Genomic DNA, 20101 nt, shown 5'->3' with positions numbered 1-20101 from the left:
TAATTTATACTAGCCCATCATTTCGTTAATAAATTACTTTTATTCTTTTATTTCCCTTAACGTTTATTAAATTTATCCGGCAAATAACTAACTTATTTCTCAATAATTAGAAGCAGATGGAACAATTAAAAGTATATTTTCAAACAAAACTTCAATTAACCGATGATTACTGGCAATTATTCTCTTCTAAACTTGAAGAAAAAAAAATTACTTATAGAAGCAGGAAAAACCGAAAAATACTTATCATTTATTGATAAAGGCATTTTCAGACTTTACATTCCAAGAGAATCTGAGGATCTTACATTTGGCTTTGCTTTTGAAGGTAATTTCATCAGTGCTTATGATTCTTTTCTTACTCAAATGCCTTGTACTTATTCTATCCAGGCTTTAGTTGATACAACGGTATGGCAGATTTCTTATGATAATCTTCAAAACATATATGAAATCTCCAAAGAAGGTAATTTTATCGGAAGACTCGCAGGAGAATCACTTTATTTACAAAAGGCCCGAAGAGAAATTTCCTTTCTTACTAATTCTGCAGAAGAACGTTATCTCGCATTATTTTCGCAAAAGCCGGAGTTATTTAAATACATTCCATTAAAATATATTGCTTCTTATATAGGTATTACACCGCAGGCATTAAGCCGAATCAGAAAACGAATTACTTAACCTGGGTTCATTGTTCAGTGCAGCTATCTTTTGCAATTTTGCTTCAAATATAAAAAGATAGAAACAATGAAACTAAGCATTAATTTTATTATCAATACGCATAAAATATTGGTAAGCCCTATTGTCCTTTTCCTTATGTGGTACTATAACAATTGGAGTGCTTCTGCATTTCTTTATTTAGGATTGCACGGAACCTATTCTCTGCTATGGCTTTTAAAACAAGAACTATATCCTGACAAAAGATTTGAACAAAAAATCCCGGTGTGGATTGGGTTTCTTACTCCTTTCTTACCACTTGCAGCCTATTACATTGCTCCTTTCCTTTTAATCTCAAAGCACATCATACTACCTAACTGGGCCTTTGCAGCCGCACCTTCTCTTTATACTTTAGGAATTTTTATGCATTATATCAGTGATGCTCAAAAGCATTATACATTGCGCCTGCAAAAAGGTATTATAGACGACGGACTTTTTGCCCGCACAAGAAATCCAAATTATTTAGGCGAAATTTTAATTTATGCTTCCTATGCATTATTATCCTGGCATTGGCTTCCTTTTTTAATACTAAGTCTTTGGGTTGTTTATTTTTTTAGAAATATGCATAAAAAAGATCGCTCTATGTCTCGTCATGCCAATTTTTCCACTTATAAAAACAAAACCGGAATGCTATTTCCCAAGATTGACTTTACTTCCCGGTTATAACTTTTCTATGCTTCTCCCCCCACTGATCCAATTCACAAATTACATTTTTTAAAGTCTGGCAGTACTCCGTTGCTTCATAAATAATAGTGACGGGGGTTGTTGGAAAAACATTACGTTTTATAAAGTTATTTAATTCTAAATGCTTTAGTTCATTTGCTAAAACCTTAGGTGATATAGGAACCTCGCTTTGTATTTCAGAAAAACGCTTTGAGGATTGAGAGATACAAAGAATTAATGCCAGTTTCCATTTTCCGTTAAGAACAAACATCGCATCGATCACATTTCTGAGTGATTGGGCACAGTCTGCTGGGTCTTGTACTATTTTTTCGTCCGTTATTTTCATGTCCGAAAGGTAATGAACTTTCCTAAAAGTAAGCGCTTTCCTTTGGGAAACTACTATCATATGGTAAGCTTCTTACCCTAACTTTGCCATCTGAAATAACAGTAATAAATATCCATTTAAAATGAAAGAAACAATTTTAACAACAAAAGATGTTGCAGCCAGATTTATAGAACTGGTTCGTCAAGATAAATTTTATGAAGCACAAACCCAATTGTATGCCGATAACTGCGTAAGTGTTGAAGCCAATAATTTCCTGCTGCCAAAAACTGTCGAAGGACTGCCGGAAATTTTAAAAAAATCAGAATTATTTGAATCTTTGGTTGAAAAGGTTCATGGACGTGTTATATCAGACCCAGTGATCGGAGGCGATTACTTTACAGTGTCATGGTCAGCTGATATGACATTTAAAGGGAGGGACAGATTCACAATGGATGAAATTTGTGTATATAAAGTACAGGAAGGCAAAATCGTTTTTGAACAATTTTTTTATTAATTATTGATCTTCTCAATAAGCTTTATTCGGGACAAAAGAACTGATCTTTTGTTCCGTTTGACACAATTATACTTTACTTAAATAGTAATGAAGCCATAACTTCTGGTATTGAAAAGTTTGGACAAATTTGTGCCTTATTTAATAATGCCGGTTTTATAACAAATTTAAAGCTTCTGCTGTTCGTACTGCCTCAATAGAATTAGTTACATTTAGTTTTTCCAGAATATTTTGTCTGTGCCTGTTAACAGTATTGAGGCTGATATTTAATTTCGCAGCAATTTCTTTACTAATCACCCCTTTACCTATTAATATTAAAACTTCTTTTTCGCGCGAGGTCAAAAGATTAATACAATTTTCATAAGTGTCAATCTGAAAAATTTCTCCCGTTTTGGTATTAATGATTTTACCATCTATGCCCAATACAGCACCTGATTTTTCAAATAAATAATTGTAAAGACAAACGGCAAGCCACAACCCTCCTTCTGAACTGTTTTTCAGATAAAAACTACGATGCAAAATATACTGGTATTCTTTTTTAGTATTTAGCGTTCTAATTCTGCATTTTGTGGCATAGTTTAATCTTTCCTCAGGCGATACTATCTTTAAAAAATTAAAAAATTCTAATTCCAAAAGATGTCTTTGAAAAAGATCGTCAGGGTGAATGCGCTGGTAAATTTCATCCTCCCAAATAGAATCAATTGTTGTATATTCCGGGGAATGCATATTAAAAAACACACCAAAATTGCCTGTAAAAATGTAACTTTTATTACTCGCCAAATCAGATAAAACAGCGACCGAATTATCTAATTTCACATAGGATTCCATCATTTGAATCGCTTCATTTAATGCTTCTTTACGCTTTTCTGAGCTGTCAATTGATTCGAAAGAGAATTTGTCTTCTAAGTTCGATAAAGGATCCATAAAATTGATACGTTACTATAATGAGATAATAGAGATTAAAATTAGTTTCTGAAAATGGTTATATATGACTATTGCTGCAAATAGATCAAATTATATCCTTTGTAAACTATTATTAAAATTCAAATTTAAGAAATCATGAAGAGAATTCACTTAATTTTAATCTCTATCTGTATTATCGCTGTAAAAGCAAATGCACAAAAACTAAATACCATGAACTGGCTCAATGAACCAACAGAATGGGAAATAAAAGACAACAAACTTACTATGCAAGTTACACCTCAATCTGATTATTGGAACAAAAGCCATTACGGATTTACCGTTTACGACGGACCCTTTTTATATACGGAAAGAAGCGGCGAATTTGAAGTCGTAGTAAAAATGAGCGGCGTATATAAAACCAGATTCGACCAGGTTTGCCTAATGCTAAGAATCGATGAAAATAATTATATTAAAACCGGTGTTGAATATGTAGATGGGATTTATAATATAAGTACTGTGCATACGATTGATAAAAGTTCATGGAGCGTACTGGGTCTAAAAGAAAAGCCTAAAAATGTTTGGATGAAAGCAGTACGCCGATTAGATGCGGTAGAAATTTTTTATTCTATCGACGGAGTTACTTATACGATGACGAATACGGTTTATTTTCCTGAATTTAAAACGGTACAAGTGGGTATGATGGCGGCAAGTCCAGACGGAAAAGGTTTTACAGCTACTTTTGAAGATTTTAAAATCACGCATCTTCCTGACCAAAGACGTTTAGAGTGGTTGAAGAATAACCAATAAATATGTTTCTCTGGAATAATAAAAAGGGATTTTAGTTCTGAATTCTCTCTGATAAAACTGCTGCATCTAATAGGTTCAGCAGTTTTATATTTTTAGTCTTATTTGTATCACAGCATAACTTGTGAAACTGTTTTCTATTTATAAAGTAACAGACGTAAACACGCAGGTTTTACTTATATCATTCTTTTTTCTCAATAACGAATGCCTTTAATTCAGCTAGTTTACCATTATCAAATCGCCAAATATCACAATAAGTATAATGATCGTATTCTCCATTCTTATTTTTTAAAGAAATGTTACCTGTTGCAGTTACAAAGTCGCCTTCTTCTATCGCTTGTTCCATATCAAATATTGGTGGTGCCAAGTAGAATTCTTTGATATATTGCCTTACTGCTTCTTTTCCTAAAAGAGTTCTCTCGCCTATAAAAACCCATTTGGTATCTTCTGTAAGATAGGATAGATATGCTTCATAATCTCCTTTTTTTACATGCTCGTTTGCATTAATTAACGTGGTGGTGTTCTTCATTTTCATTGACTTTTTTAATTTTTGATTTTCATTTTGAGAATAAATAGTAAGCACTGTCATAAATAATAAAATACTTGTAAAAGCTTTTTTCATAGTTATCATTTTTGATCTATTTTTGAACTTTAAATTATTTTAAAATAGAATTGTTTTACAAATCTATACCATAAAAGTCATACTAGATCTATTGACAACCAATTGTAAGGTACTATCAAAAATGTAAGTTATGTCAAAAATTAAGATTACAAGCACCAATTTTGAAAATAAGAAAGTCTTAGAAGAGGAATGCTCAGAAGTATATGCGGCAAATATAATTGGTGGTCAATGGTCACTTGTAATTTGTTCTTGGTTATTACAGGGAAAAATGCGTTTCAGCGAATTAAACAAAGTGATACCCAATATAACGGAACGTATGCTGACGCTTCAATTACGCAAATTGGAACAAGATAATATCATAACGAGAAAAGTATATGCTGAATTCCCTCCAAAAGTAGAATATGAATTAACTGAAATTGGATATGAATTAAGACCTATAATTGTGCAAATGGAGCAATGGGGAAAACGTCACAAATATTTAAATTCTAAATAAAGCAACCTGCAACGCTAAACAGAGATCCTATTTCAACAACATTCTCTCCGTAATTATTTTATTGGAAGAAGTCTCAATTCCGGTAACTTCGGCATATTTTACATTGGGCAGCCAAAAAGTACCACCTTCGATACGCACAAATATTTTTTCAACCTGAATTTTTTTCTGATTGACGCTTACAAATACATGATATTTTTGATCGGAATCGATCTTTTTCAAGGTTAAGGGTAACTTTTTATACGATACAAACTGAAGCTGAAATTCGTCATTATTTAAAGATTTGCTTTCTATTCCGTACCCAAATTTGCGTTGTATATAAGTAAAGTCTTTCTCCTCTCCTTTCTCAGCATATCGAATCCAATAGGCTTTTATAGGATTGCTTTTGTTTATTTTCCCGTCTTCCTCGTAGTTTAGGGCATAAATAGCCGTGTTTGTATTGGGATCACGCTGAATATAAAACAACATATTGTCTATATTCTTGGGCGTTGGAAAATGCAATGGCGATGGATTTTTGGCTTGTGCCGCTATATTTTCAGAAATCAGATTTACTAAGATCGTGATCACGACGAATGATTTTGAAAAATATTTTAATGCTAATTTATTCATAAACGAAATAGTATTATACTAATTTGATTCGATTACATTCTGTTTTTCGTTTACTTTAAAAACCCAATATTTAATGAGTGGATAATTAAATCCATAAGAAACAAAACTATCTGTGATTAATCTTCCGATTCTATAATCGATTTGAAAAACGCTTTGCAAAACAAGTGTACCAAATGATTTTAAGGAAATGCTTCCCAAGACAACCAACGCAAATTTAAAAAGCTGACTATTGATGCGGCTATTATAACCACATTGATTTTTGAATACCCAAAACCTGTTGATACTGAAATTGATAATGGCACCAACAGTTCCAGAGATTAAAATAGAAAAGGTAAAATGCAATTTGAAAACTTCAGTCAGTAAAATCATTAAACCATAATCGGTAATGCCACCTAAAAATGCCGCAACTTGTGCTTGTAGAAAGGTTAAAATGACTTTTTTACTGAACATATCAGTTTTGGCTTTTATCTTTTGAATCGGCTAACTTTAAAAGTTTAAAGCTATCTATAATATTGATTATAAACAACATAATAGTGATTAAAATAGTCAAATAAGCAATTGATCCGGGAAATAAAACTTCTGCAATTAAAATGGCAGCAATAATAAATCTAAGTTCTGTTGGGCCAACAAAGCCGGAATCTATAGTGTATTCATTTGTAATTTTGTAGCGCAACTGACTGATGATGATAGACCAACCGTACAATGCGACAAAAGCAAAGGCTACTATTTGTGTGCCATTTTTAGCATAAATATAGTAGCCAAAGCCTATAAGTACAATGCCAATCCAATCGGCAATAATGTCGAGTGCAAAACCATACCAACGGCGTGGAATATTTCTGTAATAAGCCAATCTTCCGTCTAAGGAATCGCCGAGCCAATTTACAGCCAAACCGATAATACCCAAAACCAGATACCAAGTTGTTCTATAAGTGCCTAAAACAAAAGCTAAAAAAATTAATCCAGAACCAAGTGTACCAATTAAAGTAAGTACGTTTGGCGAAATGAATTTAGGCACCTTTGGAAGCAAAAACACAATCGTAGACTGTTCTGCACTTTTTAAAATATTAGTGCGCTTTCGGTCTGAAAATGTTCTTTGTACAACGGTGCTATATTCTTCAATCTGTATTTCTTTTCCCATTACTAGCTCAATATTTGTAAGCCCGATACTATTGCCAATTCTACTTTTACAATTTTTAGTTTTGCTTTTCTACGTGTGTTTTTTAAAAAATCTGTGGTACTTTTTAGCTTACCTGATCTAACCAGATAACTAAATGCGATAATAATCAGCATAATTATTTAACGATACCCGCAAAACGTTGATAGAAAACCGTTGGACTGTTTTCGTTTTTTGGTGCATACTTTCCTGCTATAATCGGAATATAAATAACCCTTCTTCTACTCTCTTCGCCACGGATAGATGATTCTGCCACTCTATGCCATAAACGACCATCGTGAATGGTTAAATCTCCTGCTTCCGGAGTGATAGAAACTTCCTGTGGATCAGGTTTGTTATCTAAAAAGTATTTTTTGCGGAAAAGCATTTGATAAATACTTTGTTTGTGTGTACCCGGAATGATTTTAAGACCACCATTTTCAGGTTTTAAAGTGCTTAAGTGGATACCCACATTTAGCATTGGGTTTAATTTTGCACCATAAAAGATGTCTCTCAAACCATCTGTATGCCAGCCCATTTTAGTGAACTTACTTTCCGGTCCATTGATGTAATGATTGAAAACCATTCCGTCTTTTTCTTCAGTTCCTAATCTTGCGCCCTCGCCTGCCAATTGTAACAGACTATTAAATCTTGGATCAAGTAAAAGACCACTTAAGGTTTGATGATGTTGATTGATAAAAGCAAAACGTTGTACGATAGGAGAACCATCTAAATCTTTTCCGTATTTAATGGGAACGCCGTTTACTTTTTCAACGTCGTTGTCAACCCATTTTTGCTGCACTTGTTTGGAGGCATCAATGATTGAGGAAACCGTTTCGGGATTTATGAATTTTTTGAAATGGATAAAACCATGTTCGTTAAAGAAGTTTATTTGCTCATTAGTTAATTGCTCAGTAAGGGTAAAGGTTTTATAAGTAGATACCATGATAATATAGATTTAATAAATGAAAGAATAACGTTTTTAATTTTATCAAAAAGGTTGCGACAACAGCAACAACAGTACATTAGTATGTTTGTGTGCATTCGACCTTGAGGAAAATTAAAGCTATTTTTTCTATTATTAGACATACTCTATAGAATTAGTAGATATTTAAGCAAATGTAATATAATTTCTTATTTGAAAAGAATATTTTTTTATTTTTTTTTGAAAAATCCAGATTTACTTATTGAGAAGATCAAATTAGAATTTCATACTAGTCTGGATGTTAAATAATTATAGCTTAAAAAAGCAAAAAAACATAAGCTTGAACCTTGCTACCTACTCCCCTTTTTTCGTCTGTAAAATTACCAAATACAAAAATAGCGAACAATCCCAACACTGTCCGCTATCTAAAGGTACAATTTCAAATATGTTATTTAGAAGTATAAAGTTCTTTCAAAAATTCTTTTGCACTCTTTGGTTTTCTTCCTAAAATTTTTTCTAAATCTGTATTTTCGCTTGTAAATTCACCTTGCTTAACTGCTTCAGCAAAACCTGCAAACATTTTAACATATTCTGCAGGAACGCTTGCCGCTGTTAATGTTTCTGCATACAAAGCTTGTGAAGGGCTCACATAATTAACTTGTTTACCGGCTATTTCACTTAAATTTTGAGCAATCTCTTGTAGCGATATATTTTCGGTATTACTGAAAGAATATTCTTTATTTCCGTGTCCTTCACTTGTCAATATATTGGCAGTAGCTTCTGCCATATCATTACGTAAAGCAAAAGCGGATTTTGATTCACCTGCCGGCAAAAATATTCCGGTTTCCAAAACTTGTTCGCCAAAAAACGTAGGTAATGAATCAAGATAAAAATTGTTTTTTAAAATGGTGTAAGTCATTCCACTTGCCTTGATTTGGTTTTCTGTATCAATATCCGGTTTTGTAAAAAAGGCAAGTGGCGAAGTTTCGCTTTCATTTTTTCGCTCAAAACTTGTATATATTATGTATTTTATTCCAGCTTCTTTTGCAGCTTTCACTGCATTCTCCTGCTGACTTCCACGATTTACAATATCATTTCCCGAAACCAATAATAATTTGTCAACGTTTTTAAATGCTTCTAATAAAGAAGTGTAGTTATCATAATTACCAATCTTTAAGTTAATACCTTTTGCTTTCAAATCTGCCGCTTTGGTCACATCTCTTACTAATGCGGAAATGTTGTTTGCTGAAATTCCCTTTTTTAATAGAAAGTCAATCGTTGCCTTTCCATAATTCCCTGTTGCTCCTGTTATTAAAATCATATTTTTATATTTAAAATTATTTTGATATAGCAAAATTAATTATATTCGCTATACAAAATATACTCGTATACTTTAGTATAGCGCTATACTAAAGTATACTTAATAGCAAGAAAAATGGAAGAAGCCGACACTATTAAAGAAACAAAGTCCTGCCCTGTTAAATTTATGTTGGCAGTAAATGATGCAATTAATGTAATACATGGAAAATGGAAACTACCTATCATTGCGTCTTTACTCTGCGATAAAACACGGTTTACTGAAATTCAACGCAACATTCCCAAAATAACACCACGAATGTTGTCAAAAGAATTAAAAGATTTGGAGCTAAATGGTATTGTAAAACGAACTGTTTACGATACTATTCCTGTATCTGTCGAGTATGAATTATCTGATTCCGGCAAGTCAATAGGTGATTTTCTGGACAAAATGTTAGAATGGGGATTAGAACACAGAAAGTCTGTACTTGCAAAGTAGTAAGTTCAAATCGGGTCAATTTCTGTAAATCGGAAATGTTTACAATTTGATTTACTTTTTAACAATCTTTTTTTTTTCGAAAAAATTTAAATTTTATAAATCCCGGCTGCCATTTTTTCGATGAATCCCTTTGGTAGTATGCGATTGGCGTAAACCGAAATAATATTGGTAAACCCCGGAATAACTTCTGATTTTTTGTTAAACATGGCTTTTACCGCCATTTTTGCAACTTCATCTGGCTGCATATTAAACTTTTGAGCCATTTTACTAAGCGCATCTAAACCAGCTCTTGAAGCAAAACCTGTATCAACCGGACCCGGACTAAAACAGGTTACAGAAATGGAAGTTTTAGCTAGTTCGAAACGCAAGGCACGCGTAAACGATAAAACAAAAGCCTTCGTAGCAGAATAAACAGCTAATGTTGGTACAGCTTGATAAGCAGCAGTACTCGATATGTTTAGAATGTAGGCTTGTTTTTGTTGTGAAAGTATGGGTACTAATAAATGTGACAGCTCTACTACTACATTCATGTTAAGTTGCATCATGCCAAGCTGATCGCTTAGAGGAGACTTACTAAAATCGCCCCAAACCCCATAACCAGCATTGTTAATTAAAAAACCAACTGGATAATTATTTGTTTTTATCCAGTCGGTTACTTTATGTGATGCGTCATTTGTCGAAAGATCAATCGATAAAATTGCAGTATTGATACCGTATTTAGTTTGAAGAGCATCAGCTAGTGCTTTTAATTCCTCTTCACTTCTTGCCACAAGCAATAGTGGATATCCTTGTTTAGCCAATTCATTAGCAATCGATTTTCCAATGCCTTTACTGGCGCCGGTTATTAAGGCATACGGTTTCGTTTTTTCGCTCATTTTATTAATTTGAATGATCAAATATATAGATTAATTGTAAACTGTTGGTTGTGCAACTTGCATAATAGTTAATCTATAATCTTTCACAGCATTACCAAATTGTAATTCTGTCTTTCTTCGGCAAGAACATTTTATCTCCTTCTTTTACACTAAATGCTTCGTAAAAAGGTGTTGTATTCATTAGCGGACCATTCACACGCCAGTTTGGTGGAGAATGCGGATTATTGTTAATCCACAAACGCAGAAACTCGTCTTTCATTTTTACTCTCCATATTTTAGCTATAGAAATGAAAAAACGCTGATCAGGAGTAAAACCGTCAATCTTGGTATCCCCTTTTCCTTGTTCCGTCATTTTAAAAGCGTCGTAAGCAACTGCTATTCCGGCTATATCAGCCGTGTTTTCGCCCACTGTCATGGCACCGTTAATATGTAAATCTCCTAAAACAGTATACGTATTGTACATCGTAATAACCTGTTGTATTCTGGACTTAAACTGGGCATAATCTTCTTTTGTCCACCAGTCTTTTAAATTACCATCCTTATCATACTGAGCACCCTGATCATCAAAAGTATGCGTTATTTCATGACCGATCACCATTCCAATACCGCCATAGTTCAGTGCATCATCTGCATTGTTGTCAAAATATGGAGCTTGAAGAATACCTGCAGGAAAAACAATTTCGTTTGCAGTCGGGTTATTGTACGCTGTAACGGTTGGAGTTGTAGTATACCATTCTGATTTATCTACCTTCTTACCCAATTTTGCCAATTGAAATTGATAGTCAGCTGTAGCAGCAGAAACCATATTCTCAAAATAAGTATCTCTGCCTATTTGTACCTTGCTATAGTCTCTCCATTTATCCGGATATCCTATTTTCTTGGTCATAGCGAACAATTTCTCCTTGGCTTTTTGTTTCGTGCCGGGACTCATCCATTCTAAGTTGTCTATTCTTTTTCCGTATGCTTTTTGCAGGTTATTCACCAAGACCAACATACGTTTTTTTGCATCTTCAGAAAAATATTTCTTTACATACAGTTCCCCTACCGCTTCGCCTAAATAAGTATCAAGTACATTGGCCATTATTTCGCCACGTGATTTTTGAACAGCCTGACCGGAAAGCACTTTGGTATACTCAAACGAAGCATCTACGAAAGGTTTACTTAAATCATCTGCATATCTTTCTAAAGAATTTGCTTTCAGATAAATTTTCCAACTAGCAATAGGAATTGTTTTTAAGAGTTTATTTAGCGCATCATAATAAGCAGGCTGACCAACATTTATAGAATCCGTTTGAGCTCCTAAAGTAGTTAAGAACGTATTCCAGTTGATATTAGCATGTCTTTTTGCAAGATCCGTAACAGCTATTTTATTATAATTTGCCTGCACATCACGAAGTTCCACTTTTGTTTTATGCGAAGCGGCAAGTTGTTTGTCTATATCGTAAACCAGATTGGCATTCTTTGAAGCTTCTTGCGCATTGCTGCCGGTTTGCTGAAATAAGGTAGTAAGATATTTTTTGTACGCTTGCTGTATGGCAACCGTCGAGGAATCTGATTTGAAATAATAATCCCTGTCTGGCAATCCGATACCGGTTTGATAGATTTGAGCAATATTCATACTGCTGTTTTTATCATCAGGTGTCACTGCCAAACCTATAATAGAAGTATTATATACTTTTACTTCATTAACTACAAGGTTCATTAAAGACGGTAAATCTGTAATGGCTTCAATTTTAGCAAGCAAAGGTTTGATAGGTTCATAACCGCGTTTGTCTATGGTTACGGTATCCATACCTGATGCGTAAAAATCGCCTACCTTCTGCGCTATACTTCCTGCCGGATTTTTGCTTTTCGAAATACTGTCTAATATTCCCTGCAAGCGCATTCGTTGTGGAAAATTCATAAACATATACGCGCCAACTCCGGATTGAGATGCCGGTATTGATACCGAATCGTACCATTTGCCATTTACATATTTAAAAAAATCATCACCTGGTCGCAATGTGGAATCTATTCCAGTGATCGCGATATTCTTTTTTCCCTCATGTTTGGAGCATGCTGTAAAAGCTAAGAACACCATGAAGAGCATTACTGAATTTTTCATAATCTAAATAATTTCTATTAAAATGAACTTAAAAACGTGTGAAGACAGGTATTGTAAAATATTTACGCTTGGCATAGCTAATTTTAGCAGAACAATATACGAATTCAGTTTTTAATTCTAAAGTTTTTTTAGCGTACTGCTCTTACAAATTATAAGATGTTTTTCGTCTTCAATCTAGGTGCATTGATTTAAATTGTTATTTTTACCGAGTATTTTAACAAATAAATTCGACCTAAAAAGATATAACCGCTTACCACTATGAAAAACAGATTCCTTTTACTTCTTTTGTTATCCTCTATCTTTTGTGTGGCTCAGAATTCACAATCAAAAAACATTAAAACTTTTATCGATAGTGCAGCAAATAAAATGATTAAAAAACCTTTAATTCATTCTACATCAATCGCAATAGTATATCAGGGAAAAGAATTTATTGGTCATTATGGAGCATTAGAAGAAGGAAAAAATAATCGCCCTGATAATGAAACCGTTTATGAAATAGGTTCTGTAAGTAAAACATTTGCCGGAACGCTTGCAGCAAAAGCAGTCACTGAAAAGAAATTGAATATTGAAGACGAAGTTCAGAAGTATTTACCCGAAAATTACTCAAATCTGAAATTTGGAACGCAGCCTATCCTGATAAAACATTTGCTTTCGCATACAAGCGGATTGCCTAATATGCTTCCATTGGAAGCCAATACAATTCTACAGGATTTCACCAACCACGATACTCCTGCAAAAATCAATGAACTTTATAAAAATTATGGAGAAAAAGATTTTTTAAGAGATCTTCATAAAGTCAAAATTGATACCGTTCCGGGCTATAAATATTCTTATTCTAGTGCCGGAAGTCAGCTTATCGCTTTTATTTTAGAAAAAGTCTATAAAACCAAGTATGAAAAACTATTAACCGATTATGTGGCTAAAGACATGGCAATGCAGCACACAAAAATCAATCTTTCTGATCAGGAAGCTAAAAAACTTGCAGTGGGTTATCATAGCGATAATAGTACAATCACGTTCCCAATGCCAAAATTACCTTGGGGAGCATCCGGTACTATGAAATCAACAGTGCCTGATATGGTTAACTATATTAAGTTTCAGTTGAAAAACAATGAAACTGTTGCTGAATCACACAAAACAATTGTAAAGTTCAACAATGAATTTAGTATTGGTTATTTGTGGAACATCGCTACTGAAGATAAAAAACTGGGCACTTTTTACATTCATCATGGTGGCGTGCCACGTTCTCAATGTTTTATTTATATCATTCCAAAATATGATCTGGGTGGTTTTATTATTACGAATCAAAGTGGTACCGATACACCCAAAGTGATGTCAGAAGCAATAAATCAAATATTCGACAAAATAATCCAGCAGCAACAAAGCAATTAATCTTAATTAAATTTTGCACGAAATTTTAACGGTGTTTCGTTTGTTTTGTTTCTAAACAATTTACTAAAACTCTGGAGGTGCTCAAAACCTAATTCATACGCGATTTCAGAAACCGATAAATTAGTATTCGAAAGTTTTTCTTTTGCTTTTTCAATCAGTTTATCGTGAATATGTTGTTGTGCGTTTTGTCCGGTCAGCGTTCTTAGCATATCGCTGAGGTATCCCGATGATATGGAGAGATTTTCAGCAAGATGTTGTACTGTTGGTACGCCCTGAAATGATTTTTCTTCATCATCAAAATGATCGTGCAATAACTGCTCAAATTTCTGAAGCAGAGAATTGTTTATTGTTTTACGAGTAATAAACTGGCGTTTGTAAAAGCGTTGCGCATAATTCAACAATAATTCAATTTGAGACAAAACGACATCCTCACTTAACTCGTCAATTCTGTTTCCTAATTCTTCTTCGATATTTCGTATAAGACTTAAAATAGACTCTTTTTCTTTTTCTGATAAATGCAGTGCTTCGTTAACGGCATAAGAAAAGAATTCATACTTCTTGATTTTCAACGCCAATGGAGAATTCAATAAAAAATCAGGATGTATCAAAATGGCTACTTCCCTTGTACTGCAAGCTGCTTCACTTAATTCTCTTTCATTTGGAGCCAAAATCTGATTAGGAGCAGCAAAGAAAAGACCTCCTTCATTATAGTCAAAATGAGTTTGACCGTAACGCAATGAGCCGCCAAGATTAGGTCGGAATGAAATCTTATAATAACTTAAAATATGACTTTCTGTTGGAGGATGAAAAACCAACGATGAGTCGATACCATTAAGAACCGTAATCAAAGGATGTAGTGGTGGCGGTCCGCCAAAAGCTTTCAAACCTTCTGCCAATGATGTGAATTTACGTAAAGCATTATTTTTATTCGCCATGATCGTTTTTTTGTATTACAAATTAATAAAATAAAAAAGCAACAGAATCGATCTGTTGCTTAATTTAACGTATTTAACCTTGCGCAGCTACTGCTACATCCTCCCAATCTTCCCAAACTTTGATACGATCTGAATACGTCTGACGAATTTCGTTTAGGTTGTTACTACCCAAAAACATTCTTAACGGAGGATTTTTTGCGTCTATTACCTTCAAGATCGCTTGAGCGGTTGCATCCGGATTTCCTCTTTCTAACTTACTCATATTGTCAAAAACCATATTTCGTAAGGGTTCATATTCAGGAGAGCTTTCAGAAAATTTAAGTGAATTTTCACTTCCAAATTCTGTTGCATAAGCTCCCGGTTCAATAATGGTGACATTAATACCGAAAGGCTTCACTTCAATTGCTAAACTTTCGTAAATGGCTTCAAATGCCCATTTAGAAGAACAATAGTACCCAATTAGCGGCACTACATAATGTCCTAAATTACTTGAAGTTCCCAAAATATGCCCGAAACCTTGTTCGCGCAGAATAGGCAAAACTGCCTGAATAACAGCAACCGGACCTAATACATTGGTTTCATACATCGCTCGAATATCATCTGCTTTGGCTTCTTCGATCATTCCTACCAATGAATAACCTGCATTGTTGATCACCACATCCAATTTTCCAAAATATTCATGTGCCGTTTTTACAGCATCCTGAACTTGTGCAGAATTTGTAACATCAAGAGGCAGAAGCAAAACATTGTCGCCATATTTATCCTTAAAATCGGCAATGCTTTCTACATTTCTTGCTGTAGCAGCTACTTTATCACCACGTTCCAATGCTGCTTCTGTCCATACTCTTCCAAAACCTCTTGAACTGCCTGTTATAAACCAAACTTTTGGTTCGTTCTCGTTTGTCTTTATCATCTTATTTTTTGTTTAAAATTATCTGAGACAAAGTTGTACAATCCTTACTTCAAAGTTTTAGCCGTTTTGGGGAATTTTGTAATCGAAACGAGGATTAAAAATTATTTTTCTTCTGAAATAAAATCAGGTACGGGAGCATTCTCAGCAATCAGTTTTTCGTTTTTAAGCTCCTCCCAAAATGCTTTGGGAATCGATACTTTAAAAGAATCGGCATTTGCAGCCACCTGATCCGGGTTCCACGCTCCTGGAATAACACCCGAAACCACTTTTGGCGCAGCAGAAAACTGAAGAGCAGCTGTACGAAGATCAACATCATGCTTTTTGGATATGTCAAGCAGCTTGTTTCGCTTCTCAATTACACCTTCAGGAAATGTTCCTGAGTAATCATATCGCTCCACTCCTGCCAGAAATCCAGCATTTAGCGGCGCACCCACCACTATAGAAATATCTCTTTTTTCACAAGCGGGAAACAATTTGTTCAAAGCATCTTCGTGCTTGATAATCGAGTATTGGGTTGCCGAAAGAAAAATATCAGGATCTGCTTCTTCTATTGCTTTTAAGGCTGGTTCAAGCGTATTTACTCCAAAACCCCAAGCTTTTATAATACCTTCTTCACGCATTTTGGTTAGCTCCGGAATCGCTCCTTTAAGCGCTTCATCAAAATATTTGATCCAGTCTTCTTTCATATCCTGATTATCCGGTGACAGATCATGTATGTACACGATATCCAAATAAGGAAGACCTAAGCGTTGCAGACTGTCTTCAATACTTCTCCTTGTTCCTTCAGCAGAATAATCATAACGGTATGAAAAATTAAGCTTCCCTTTCCATAACCCGTCTTTTAATTCAAAATCTTTGTCCGGAGAAAGCACACGTCCCACTTTTGTGGATAAAGTAAATTCTTCCCGTTTTTTATTTCGAAGAAAATGTCCAAAGCGACGCTCACTAAGTCCCAGACCATACCAAGGTGAAGTATCAAAATGTCGTATACCGCTATTCCATGCTGTTTCTAAAGCTGCGGTAATACTAGCATCCGGATTCTCGTGAAATCCGTTTCCTGCTGCAACTCCGCCTAGTCCTGATAAAGTTAAAGGTCGATACCTTTTAGGATTGTTATTGCTATCTTTCATAGTATTGTATTTAATAATTGAAATACAAATTTCCGCCGATTCCCGGTTTATATCACTATAAAATTACAATTCGATATTTCATTATTTACAGCTGTATGCCCTTCTTCTTAAAAAAGAATCGGAACATGATTGCTCATGCCCCGATTTAGATTTAAATATTAAATTTTAATTTTTTTAAAAAAAATAATCACAAAATGAAATTGCTACGCTATGGTATATTTCTTTTCTGTAGTAACATTGGTATTTTCAGTTGTAACATTGTCTACAAATCGCCACTCCACTTCAGAACCGGATGCTGTAAATTTAAGATAAGTATATCCTCGTTTATACAAATTTGCATATTCTAAATCATCAATCAGTACAGTAAAGGCTTGTGCCAATTCTATCGCTTTTGAAGGATCCGCAGAAATTCCAAGATAAACTTCCAATCCTGGAGACGAAACAGAACTGCACGCAATTTCAGTTCCTATAAAATTTCCCTGCATATCAGTAAGTTTCCCCATCCATGCATTGTGTGTATCTCCCGCTAAAACCACAACATCTTTCCCTGAAAGCATCGCATACAATTGTTCTCTTTCTGCAAAATAACCATCCCAGGCATCCAGATTATACGGCAAAGTTGTTGTAATTCTCGCAATTTCCTGAGCCGTTAAAGAAGGATCACTTTGTTTGTGTCTCATTTTTATAACGACAAGTTCAGAGATTGCACCAATAAGTGCCTGCATCGTTGCTGGCTGTGCACTACCTAAATGATCTACTTCTGCTAAAATCTGATTCAAAAGTAGCAGTAACTCTGCGGGAATCAGCATTTTTGTCATCAGGATCTGCTGACCTAATACTTTCCATTTAGCAGTATCAGCACTGATTTGTGATCCCAGCCATGTCATTTGTTCGCTTCCAATTAATTTTCTGTTGGGGCTTAACAAATCTGTTCTAAATTTCGTCTGGTCAAAATTTCCGCCAGTATCAATATAATCGGAATAACTCATCTGCTTATCTCTTGCAATAACTCTCGTGTCCATCATATAAAGCGAAAGAATACTGCCAAAATTAAAACTTCTGTAAATTCTAAGATCTTTTCCTGTCTTAAGCGGAATGTATTCGCTGTAGGCCTGAAAAGCTGCCATTTTTCGCATCTGAAAATCTCCCTCAGACGCCTGATGATTTTCTGCACCCGATTTATACGAATCGTTAGCAAACTCATGGTCATCCCAAACACAGATAAAAGGTTTTTTCTGATGCAAAAGCTGCAAATTTTTATCTCCTCTGTATTGTCTGTATCGTTCTCTGTAATCGCTCAGACTTGTAATCTCCTTGGCTGGTTTATGTTCTCTGCCCAGCGGATTAGTAAAAGGATTTGTGCCATACTGTCCTGGCGCATATTCGTAAATATAATCTCCAAGATGCACCACCACATCAACATCTGAAGAAGCAATCGCTCCATACACATTAAAAAGTCCTGCCGGAAAATTAGAACACGAAACAACAGCCATTTTTACATCATTTACAACATCTGTTTTAGACGGCAACGTGCGTGTTTCTCCGGTAACCGTAACCTGCTTGGTTTTGGCATTATAAAATCTGTAATAATATTTGGTGTTCGATGCAATATTCTGAACATCTACCGCGATCGTAAAATCATTTGTAGAAGATGCTCCCGCCTGCCCTTTTCTTGTTATTTCAGCAAATGTGGCATCCTTACTTAGCTCCCAGGTAATTTCAGCATCTGAACCTGTTGAATACCTTGTCCAGATAATCACTCCTGTTTCAGTAGGGTCGAAACTGGCTACTCCTGTCTCAAACCCTTCATTTTTCATTCCCTCCGGGGCACCGCTGTTATCCGGTTTATCATCATCACTACAGCTTTCAATAAGCGGTGCGATAAAAACTCCTCCGGCGACCAATAACGAATTTCTAAGAAACCTTCTTCTGCTTAAATCATTGTTTTTTTCCATAAAAAATTTTTTACGTCAAAAAAACAATTTAATCTTACAAGTCAAGTTACGCCATTTTTACCATTACCTTACATTAATATTAACAATCCATTTACTATAATAAATTATCGATTTTGTTTACTATTTATACGAAATCGGGATCAGGAATATTTTATTCCGTTGCAGTATCTAGCCGATCTCTTTTCTTGATTTTCTCTACTCCCCTTTCTCTTATTAGTTCTATTGCATCCAGCATTTTTATTAAATGAATATAAGGCGTCGTCAGGTCAGAATCGGGATCATCGGCATAGGGAGACAAGGAAAGCTGCAGGATTTGATATAAAAAGATTTCAAATTCTTCAAGTGTTTTCTCTTCAAATGCTTTTTGAAATACAAGAAGAGGATTATCGTATTCTTCCTTCTTCAGGGAAGAAAGATGAAATACCGTTTCAGAACGCGAAGACGCTTTCACCTTCCATTTTTTGGTTTTCTCTTGCAGATAATTGCAGAATTTGAGAAAAGACCTGAAAACAGTATAAAAAACAAAAACATTAGACGGATTGTCTTGTTTGTATACTTTTCTCTTGTAACTATACATTACCGCTTCAGTTAGATTTTGTTTGTAATAATCAAGATGTGCAAAATCAAAAAAAACATCAACTGCATTAAATAGATTTCCTGTCTCCAACCCCGACCAAACGCTAGTTTCGAAAACTAGTTTATTCCTTTTCATAATAAGAAAGTTTAAAATTCGAGAGCGAAATTCTTTTTTTCAAAAAGAATAATCAATTCTACAGAAAAATAGAATACGAGAAAATATTGGAATAAAATAGAAATGCAACCGGTATAATATCTCACAAAACCGACTGTTTTATTGGATATTTTTTTACCTTTGAAATTCAGAATTTTTAAGCAAAATGGCTTTATCTTTGAGCCTTCAGAAAATTAGAATTGATTATGGAACAGAAAATACATCAGGGAAGAAACGTAAAACGCTTCAGAGAAATGCTTGGCATAAAACAAGAGTCATTGGCTTTTGATCTGGGAAATGAATGGAATCAGAAGAAAATTTCTATGCTGGAGCAAAAAGATGTAATTGAAGAGGATCTTTTAGATCAAATCTCACAGGCATTAAAAATTCCTGTAGAAGCTTTTCAGAATTTTGATGAAGAACAAGCTGTGAATGTTATTGCAAATACGTTTAATATTGAAAAAGAAGCTTACATTGGAAACACTAAGCCCATATTCAATATTAACGTTTTAGACGAATTTAAAAAACTTCATGAAGAAAAGATTGCTTTATACGAGCGTAT

The 20101-nt window shown here is 34.5% G+C and carries 23 protein-coding genes; 8 read left to right on the top strand and 15 right to left on the bottom strand.

Annotated features, from left to right (window positions below; all coding sequences use genetic code 11):
* Window positions 1–192 precede the first annotated feature (192 nt).
* Together B0A66_RS19015 and B0A66_RS19010 are read left to right on the top strand one after the other, a co-directional pair.
* Window positions 193–669 carry a Crp/Fnr family transcriptional regulator gene (locus B0A66_RS19015; protein ID WP_317044374.1) on the top strand — a complete coding sequence of 159 codons (477 nt, stop codon included), beginning with the start codon at window positions 193–195 and terminating at the stop codon, window positions 667–669.
* A gap of 66 nt (window positions 670–735) precedes the next feature.
* Window positions 736–1371 (top strand): DUF1295 domain-containing protein, encoded by a 636-nt coding sequence (locus B0A66_RS19010; protein WP_089051445.1) that lies wholly within the window; start codon window positions 736–738, stop codon window positions 1369–1371.
* Here B0A66_RS19010 and B0A66_RS19005 read toward each other — a convergent pair.
* Window positions 1355–1714, bottom strand: coding sequence for a winged helix-turn-helix transcriptional regulator (locus tag B0A66_RS19005; RefSeq protein WP_089051446.1), 360 nt, complete (start codon window positions 1712–1714; stop codon window positions 1355–1357). The two genes, B0A66_RS19010 and B0A66_RS19005, sit on opposite strands and share 17 nt — an antisense overlap.
* Window positions 1715–1835: 121 nt before the next feature.
* Here B0A66_RS19005 and B0A66_RS19000 point away from each other — a divergent pair, with 121 nt between their 5' ends.
* Window positions 1836–2207 (top strand): SnoaL-like domain-containing protein, encoded by a 372-nt coding sequence (locus tag B0A66_RS19000; protein WP_089051444.1) that lies wholly within the window; start codon window positions 1836–1838, stop codon window positions 2205–2207.
* A gap of 153 nt (window positions 2208–2360) precedes the next feature.
* Here the strand turns inward: B0A66_RS19000 and B0A66_RS18995 are convergent, their stop codons facing one another.
* On the bottom strand, window positions 2361–3128 hold the full coding sequence (locus tag B0A66_RS18995; RefSeq protein WP_089051443.1) for a response regulator transcription factor: 768 nt from the start codon (window positions 3126–3128) through the stop codon (window positions 2361–2363).
* A 135-nt stretch (window positions 3129–3263) separates the two neighbouring features.
* Here B0A66_RS18995 and B0A66_RS18990 point away from each other — a divergent pair, with 135 nt between their 5' ends.
* Window positions 3264–3914 carry a DUF1349 domain-containing protein gene (locus B0A66_RS18990; RefSeq protein ID WP_089051442.1) on the top strand — a complete coding sequence of 217 codons (651 nt, stop codon included), beginning with the start codon at window positions 3264–3266 and terminating at the stop codon, window positions 3912–3914.
* A gap of 178 nt (window positions 3915–4092) precedes the next feature.
* On the opposite strand, the gene B0A66_RS18985 is transcribed toward B0A66_RS18990, so the two are convergent.
* Entirely contained in the window at window positions 4093–4533 is a 441-nt protein-coding gene (locus tag B0A66_RS18985; RefSeq protein ID WP_244283546.1) for a nuclear transport factor 2 family protein, read from the bottom strand.
* 130 nt (window positions 4534–4663) lie between these two features.
* On the opposite strand from B0A66_RS18985, the gene B0A66_RS18980 reads away from it, so the two are divergent.
* A complete protein-coding gene (locus tag B0A66_RS18980) occupies window positions 4664–5026 on the top strand; it encodes a winged helix-turn-helix transcriptional regulator (RefSeq protein ID WP_089051440.1) in 363 nt (120 codons plus the stop codon).
* 27 nt (window positions 5027–5053) lie between these two features.
* Here B0A66_RS18980 and B0A66_RS18975 read toward each other — a convergent pair whose 3' ends face one another.
* The 5 genes from B0A66_RS18975 to B0A66_RS18955 all read right to left on the bottom strand — a co-directional run bounded on the left by B0A66_RS18975 (window position 5054) and on the right by B0A66_RS18955 (window position 9031).
* Window positions 5054–5632 carry a DUF4833 domain-containing protein gene (locus B0A66_RS18975; protein WP_089051439.1) on the bottom strand — a complete coding sequence of 193 codons (579 nt, stop codon included), beginning with the start codon at window positions 5630–5632 and terminating at the stop codon, window positions 5054–5056.
* An 18-nt stretch (window positions 5633–5650) separates the two neighbouring features.
* On the bottom strand, window positions 5651–6082 hold the full coding sequence (locus B0A66_RS18970) for a GtrA family protein (protein WP_089051438.1): 432 nt from the start codon (window positions 6080–6082) through the stop codon (window positions 5651–5653).
* Between the two features lies 1 nt (window position 6083).
* Window positions 6084–6770: a CDP-alcohol phosphatidyltransferase family protein gene (locus B0A66_RS18965; RefSeq protein WP_089051437.1), complete on the bottom strand. Its 687-nt coding sequence runs from the start codon at window positions 6768–6770 to the stop codon at window positions 6084–6086.
* Window positions 6771–6924: 154 nt separating this feature from the next.
* On the bottom strand, window positions 6925–7731 hold the full coding sequence (locus B0A66_RS18960) for a phytanoyl-CoA dioxygenase family protein (RefSeq protein WP_089051436.1): 807 nt from the start codon (window positions 7729–7731) through the stop codon (window positions 6925–6927).
* A gap of 427 nt (window positions 7732–8158) precedes the next feature.
* Entirely contained in the window at window positions 8159–9031 is an 873-nt protein-coding gene (locus B0A66_RS18955; protein WP_089051435.1) for an SDR family oxidoreductase, read from the bottom strand.
* A 114-nt stretch (window positions 9032–9145) separates the two neighbouring features.
* Between B0A66_RS18955 and B0A66_RS18950 the strand changes: the two genes are divergently transcribed.
* On the top strand, window positions 9146–9505 hold the full coding sequence (locus B0A66_RS18950; protein WP_089051434.1) for a winged helix-turn-helix transcriptional regulator: 360 nt from the start codon (window positions 9146–9148) through the stop codon (window positions 9503–9505).
* 86 nt (window positions 9506–9591) lie between these two features.
* On the opposite strand, the gene B0A66_RS18945 is transcribed toward B0A66_RS18950, so the two are convergent.
* Together B0A66_RS18945 and B0A66_RS18940 are read right to left on the bottom strand one after the other, a co-directional pair.
* Window positions 9592–10380 carry an SDR family NAD(P)-dependent oxidoreductase gene (locus B0A66_RS18945; protein WP_089051433.1) on the bottom strand — a complete coding sequence of 263 codons (789 nt, stop codon included), beginning with the start codon at window positions 10378–10380 and terminating at the stop codon, window positions 9592–9594.
* Between the two features lie 91 nt (window positions 10381–10471).
* The gene (locus B0A66_RS18940; RefSeq protein WP_089051432.1) at window positions 10472–12484 is read right to left on the bottom strand and encodes a M13 family metallopeptidase; all 2013 of its coding nucleotides are present in this window, start codon (window positions 12482–12484) and stop codon (window positions 10472–10474) included.
* Between the two features lie 258 nt (window positions 12485–12742).
* Here B0A66_RS18940 and B0A66_RS18935 point away from each other — a divergent pair, with 258 nt between their 5' ends.
* Window positions 12743–13876, top strand: coding sequence for a serine hydrolase domain-containing protein (locus B0A66_RS18935; RefSeq protein ID WP_089051431.1), 1134 nt, complete (start codon window positions 12743–12745; stop codon window positions 13874–13876).
* A 2-nt stretch (window positions 13877–13878) separates the two neighbouring features.
* Here B0A66_RS18935 and B0A66_RS18930 read toward each other — a convergent pair whose 3' ends face one another.
* From B0A66_RS18930 to B0A66_RS18910, 5 genes are all read right to left on the bottom strand, one after another.
* On the bottom strand, window positions 13879–14811 hold the full coding sequence (locus tag B0A66_RS18930; RefSeq protein ID WP_089051430.1) for a helix-turn-helix domain-containing protein: 933 nt from the start codon (window positions 14809–14811) through the stop codon (window positions 13879–13881).
* Between the two features lie 73 nt (window positions 14812–14884).
* Window positions 14885–15724, bottom strand: a complete 840-nt coding sequence (locus B0A66_RS18925; protein WP_089051429.1) for an SDR family NAD(P)-dependent oxidoreductase — start codon at window positions 15722–15724, stop codon at window positions 14885–14887.
* A 101-nt stretch (window positions 15725–15825) separates the two neighbouring features.
* Window positions 15826–16854: an aldo/keto reductase gene (locus tag B0A66_RS18920; protein ID WP_089051428.1), complete on the bottom strand. Its 1029-nt coding sequence runs from the start codon at window positions 16852–16854 to the stop codon at window positions 15826–15828.
* Between the two features lie 203 nt (window positions 16855–17057).
* Window positions 17058–18809, bottom strand: coding sequence for an alkaline phosphatase D family protein (locus B0A66_RS18915; protein ID WP_089051427.1), 1752 nt, complete (start codon window positions 18807–18809; stop codon window positions 17058–17060).
* Between the two features lie 151 nt (window positions 18810–18960).
* Window positions 18961–19521 carry a hypothetical protein gene (locus B0A66_RS18910; RefSeq protein ID WP_089051426.1) on the bottom strand — a complete coding sequence of 187 codons (561 nt, stop codon included), beginning with the start codon at window positions 19519–19521 and terminating at the stop codon, window positions 18961–18963.
* Window positions 19522–19745: 224 nt separating this feature from the next.
* Here B0A66_RS18910 and B0A66_RS18905 point away from each other — a divergent pair.
* Window positions 19746–20101: helix-turn-helix domain-containing protein (locus B0A66_RS18905; protein WP_089051425.1), on the top strand; the 356-nt coding region annotated here is incomplete at its 3' end.

This window comes from Flavobacterium hercynium, assembly GCF_002217285.1.
Taxonomy (GTDB): domain Bacteria; phylum Bacteroidota; class Bacteroidia; order Flavobacteriales; family Flavobacteriaceae; genus Flavobacterium; species Flavobacterium hercynium.
The sequence above is the reverse complement of the archived record's forward strand: the minus strand, read 5'-3'. Positions and strand labels throughout refer to the sequence as shown.

What these genes read in the sequence shown, in the direction of transcription:
- B0A66_RS19010 (WP_089051445.1), top strand. Translation starts at nt 736, where the DNA reads ATGAAACTAAGCATTAATTTTATTATCAATACGCATAAAATATTGGTA.
- B0A66_RS19005 (WP_089051446.1), bottom strand. Translation starts at nt 1,714, where the DNA reads ATGAAAATAACGGACGAAAAAATAGTACAAGACCCAGCAGACTGTGCC.
- B0A66_RS19000 (WP_089051444.1), top strand. Translation starts at nt 1,836, where the DNA reads ATGAAAGAAACAATTTTAACAACAAAAGATGTTGCAGCCAGATTTATA.
- B0A66_RS18995 (WP_089051443.1), bottom strand. Translation starts at nt 3,128, where the DNA reads ATGGATCCTTTATCGAACTTAGAAGACAAATTCTCTTTCGAATCAATT.
- B0A66_RS18990 (WP_089051442.1), top strand. Translation starts at nt 3,264, where the DNA reads ATGAAGAGAATTCACTTAATTTTAATCTCTATCTGTATTATCGCTGTA.
- B0A66_RS18985 (WP_244283546.1), bottom strand. Translation starts at nt 4,533, where the DNA reads ATGAAAAAAGCTTTTACAAGTATTTTATTATTTATGACAGTGCTTACT.
- B0A66_RS18980 (WP_089051440.1), top strand. Translation starts at nt 4,664, where the DNA reads ATGTCAAAAATTAAGATTACAAGCACCAATTTTGAAAATAAGAAAGTC.
- B0A66_RS18975 (WP_089051439.1), bottom strand. Translation starts at nt 5,632, where the DNA reads ATGAATAAATTAGCATTAAAATATTTTTCAAAATCATTCGTCGTGATC.
- B0A66_RS18970 (WP_089051438.1), bottom strand. Translation starts at nt 6,082, where the DNA reads ATGTTCAGTAAAAAAGTCATTTTAACCTTTCTACAAGCACAAGTTGCG.
- B0A66_RS18965 (WP_089051437.1), bottom strand. Translation starts at nt 6,770, where the DNA reads ATGGGAAAAGAAATACAGATTGAAGAATATAGCACCGTTGTACAAAGA.
- B0A66_RS18960 (WP_089051436.1), bottom strand. Translation starts at nt 7,731, where the DNA reads ATGGTATCTACTTATAAAACCTTTACCCTTACTGAGCAATTAACTAAT.
- B0A66_RS18955 (WP_089051435.1), bottom strand. Translation starts at nt 9,031, where the DNA reads ATGATTTTAATAACAGGAGCAACAGGGAATTATGGAAAGGCAACGATT.
- B0A66_RS18950 (WP_089051434.1), top strand. Translation starts at nt 9,146, where the DNA reads ATGGAAGAAGCCGACACTATTAAAGAAACAAAGTCCTGCCCTGTTAAA.
- B0A66_RS18945 (WP_089051433.1), bottom strand. Translation starts at nt 10,380, where the DNA reads ATGAGCGAAAAAACGAAACCGTATGCCTTAATAACCGGCGCCAGTAAA.
- B0A66_RS18940 (WP_089051432.1), bottom strand. Translation starts at nt 12,484, where the DNA reads ATGAAAAATTCAGTAATGCTCTTCATGGTGTTCTTAGCTTTTACAGCA.
- B0A66_RS18935 (WP_089051431.1), top strand. Translation starts at nt 12,743, where the DNA reads ATGAAAAACAGATTCCTTTTACTTCTTTTGTTATCCTCTATCTTTTGT.
- B0A66_RS18930 (WP_089051430.1), bottom strand. Translation starts at nt 14,811, where the DNA reads ATGGCGAATAAAAATAATGCTTTACGTAAATTCACATCATTGGCAGAA.
- B0A66_RS18925 (WP_089051429.1), bottom strand. Translation starts at nt 15,724, where the DNA reads ATGATAAAGACAAACGAGAACGAACCAAAAGTTTGGTTTATAACAGGC.
- B0A66_RS18920 (WP_089051428.1), bottom strand. Translation starts at nt 16,854, where the DNA reads ATGAAAGATAGCAATAACAATCCTAAAAGGTATCGACCTTTAACTTTA.
- B0A66_RS18915 (WP_089051427.1), bottom strand. Translation starts at nt 18,809, where the DNA reads ATGGAAAAAAACAATGATTTAAGCAGAAGAAGGTTTCTTAGAAATTCG.
- B0A66_RS18910 (WP_089051426.1), bottom strand. Translation starts at nt 19,521, where the DNA reads ATGAAAAGGAATAAACTAGTTTTCGAAACTAGCGTTTGGTCGGGGTTG.